Source organism: Kitasatospora sp. NPDC059646 (assembly GCF_042734615.1).
Lineage (GTDB): Bacteria > Actinomycetota > Actinomycetes > Streptomycetales > Streptomycetaceae > Kitasatospora.
Map to the genome: position 1 here is coordinate 1 of NZ_JBHWDS010000109.1, position 3001 is coordinate 3001.

Annotated in this window: 2 protein-coding genes; both read right to left on the bottom strand. The window is 77.7% G+C overall.

Annotated elements, in window-relative coordinates; all coding sequences use genetic code 11:
- Nucleotides 1-55 precede the first annotated feature (55 nt).
- Entirely contained in the window at nucleotides 56-1492 is a 1437-nt protein-coding gene (locus ACFV1L_RS36270) for a hypothetical protein (RefSeq protein WP_380374544.1), read from the bottom strand.
- A 159-nt stretch (nucleotides 1493-1651) separates the two neighbouring features.
- On the bottom strand, nucleotides 1652-3001 hold a 1350-nt coding region (locus ACFV1L_RS36275; protein WP_380374546.1), incomplete at its 5' end, for an SUKH-4 family immunity protein.

Consider the following 3001-nt stretch of genomic DNA (forward strand, 5'->3'; position numbering starts at 1 on the left):
CCGTGCGACTGCTGCTGCCGGTCGCACGGGGCGGAGCCGCGGGTGGTGACGGGTGTCAGCCCTTGCGCTGGATGCGGCCGCGGTCGGGCCGGGTGTCGTGGTTCAGGCCGTCGTCGACGATGACGATCTTGGGGACGATCCGGGTCTCCGCCTCCGGCTCGGCCGCCGGCCCGCTCTCGGCGGGCTTCGGCGCGGCGGACTTCGACTCGGCGGGCTTCGGCGCGGCGGGCCCGCTCCCGGCGGGGGTGCTCGCCGCCGGCGGGGCGGGCGGGGTCGCGGGACGGGGCGGCAGCGGGTCCTTGGCGAAGCTGGCGGGCTTCACCGGCGGCGGCGGGGTCTCGACCACGGTCGGCGTGTAGGGCTGGCGCGGGTCGACGGCCGGCGCGGCGGCCGGCCCGTCCTTGACCGGGCGCAGCACGGCGGTCGGCTGGTCCAGGGCGGGCTTCGCCTCGGCGGGCTTCGGCTCGGCGGGCTTCGGCTCGGCGGGCTTCGGCTCGGCGGCGGGTGCGGCCTTCGGCTGCTCGGCGGCCGGCGCGGGGCGGTCCGCGGGGGGCTTGGTGAGGTCGGCCTTCTTCGCCGCGGCGGCGGGCTTGTCGTCCCCGGGCTCCTCGACCGCGCCGACGGCGGCGCCGGTGAGGGAGGCCAGGGTGCCCTTGATGTGGTCGAGGTGGGTCTGGACCTTGTCCAGGCGCTTGCCGAAGTCGACCTGCTCGCGCTCGCTGGCTAGCTTGATCCGGGCGGCCTTCTCCTTGGCGGCGGCGAGTTCGGCCTCGGCCTTGGCGTGGGCCTGGGTGTCGAGCCGGCGGGCCTCGGCGAGCATCGCCTCGCGGTGCTGCTCGGCCTCCTTGACCTTGGCCTCGGCGGCGGCCGTGATCTTGGCGACGGCGGCGTCGGCCTCGGCCTCGGCGGTGGCGAACTCCTCGTCGGCCTTGCGGCGGCGCTCGGCGAGGGTGACCTCGGACTGCTCGGAGGCGTCGGCGGCGGCGACCCGGATCCGGGCGGCGTGGCCGGTCGCGGCGTGGATCACGGCGCGGGCCTCGGCGTCGGCCTGGGCGCGGATCCGCTCGGCCTCGGCGCGGCTGCGCTCGTCGGTGCTGCGGGCGAACCGGTCGGCTTCCTCGCGGAGCTTGGCGGCGTACTCCTTGGCCGACCTGGCGGCGGCCTCGCCGGCCTCGTGGGCGGCGTCCCGGGCGTCCTCGCCGGCCCGCTTGGCCTTGGCGAGGATCGCCTCGGCCTCGTTCTGCGCGATCTTCAGCAGGGCGGCGGCCTGTTCGCTGAGCTCGGCGAAGTCGGGGTCGGGGGCGTCCTCGGCGGCCTGCCGGATGTCGGCCAGGCGCTTCTCCATCTCGCGCAGCCCGGAGCCGAGCACGCTGAGTCGCTCCCAGGCCTCGTCCCGCTCGCGGCTGAGCGCGGTGACGACTCCCTCGACCTGGTCGGGCGCGTAGCCGCGCCGGGAGACGGTGAAGCCGTACTGGGACACGGCGTCGCTCATTCGGCTGTTCTCCTCGTGCTCGCGGGCTGCGCAGCCCCGCCGGGTGCGTGGTTCGGGTGGGGCGGACGCTCCGTCCCATTGACCTATTTTGCGCAGATACGAACGCAAACCAAACAGGCCGCCACCGCGCGGCCGGGGGAACCGGCCGCGCGGACGGGGCTACAGCAGCCCGTCCCAGAGCTGCTCGACCAGGACGGACCACCAGCTCTCGGGGGTGTGCACGGCGGCCGGGTCGACCGCCATCAGCTGGGCCTGGAAGTCGGTGGTCCACCGGCCGGCCTGCTCGGGCGTGAGGCCGTGCCGAAGGTGCCACATCCGGGCCAGCACCGCCAGGCAGCGGACGAACTCCGGGACGCCGGTGTTGACGAACCGCGGCGGCTCGGCCGGGTTCTCGATGTCCACGGCGACCACCGCGGCGGTGCCGTACTGGACGCACAGCTGCCGGCCGTAGTCGTTGCCGAGCACCAGGTAGCCGCCGAAGTCCGGGCCGGCCGGCAGGCCGCGCTCGGCCGCCAGCTCGGCCAGCGTCGGGATCGGCCGGCCCTCCTGGGCCTGCGCCCAGAAGAACGGCGGGAACTCGCGCGGCAGGCCGACCCACATCAGGATCTGCGCGACCGCGTCCGGCACGCCCTGGCGGGCCACCGCGCGCTGCTCGAAGCGGAACAGGCCCGGGCCGAACAGCTGGCCCAGCTCGGCGGCCAGCTGCTGCGGAACCAGCGGCGGCAGCGGCGGCACCGACCCGGGCGGCGGCAGCGGCACCCGGTGGGTGCGCGCCCGCTGCGGCGCCGACACCAGCTGGTGCAGCTGCTCGACGTGCTCGCTCAGCACCGCCATGCCGGCCTGCCGGGCGGCGGTGTCCCGGCCGTACGGGGCGGTGTGGCTGATCCGCGCGTTCGGCCAGGACGCCTTCACCATCCGCGCGCAGTAGCCGCCGGGCAGGTCGCACAGCTCCAGCTCGGTGTGCACCTCCAGCACCTGGTCGGCGGGCACGCCGATCCGGCGCAGCTCCTGCAGCGCCTTCCACTCCGGGTGCGGGGTGCCGGGCTCGGAAGTCATCACCAGGCTCCGCTCGGAGCCGTCCGGCGCCCGGTAGTTGACCACGGCGGTGGTGCCGGGGCCGATGGTCGGCACGCCGGGCGGCGGCACCGGCGCGCCCTGCGCGGGCCCGCCGGACGGGAAGCCGGGCCCCGGCGGGGGCACCGGGGCGCCCGGGAACGGCGGCTGCGCCTGCGGCGGGCCGGGGAACGGCGGCGGGGCCTGGAACGGCGCACCGTGCTGCGGACCGGGCGCGGGCGGGAACGGCGGGGCCGTCCCGGGCCCGGGCGGCACGGGGCCGCCGCCGGGCAGCTCGATCGCCGGGGCCAGCTGGGTCGCCTGGTAGGCGACCGCGGCGGCCTCGGACGCCGGAGCGGCCGGCGGTGCGGCGGGCGCGTCGCCGCCGCGCAGCTCCGCGGGCGGGGGCGGCGGCGGGGCGCCGGGACCGGTGCGGCCGCCGGGGCCCTGGGCGGG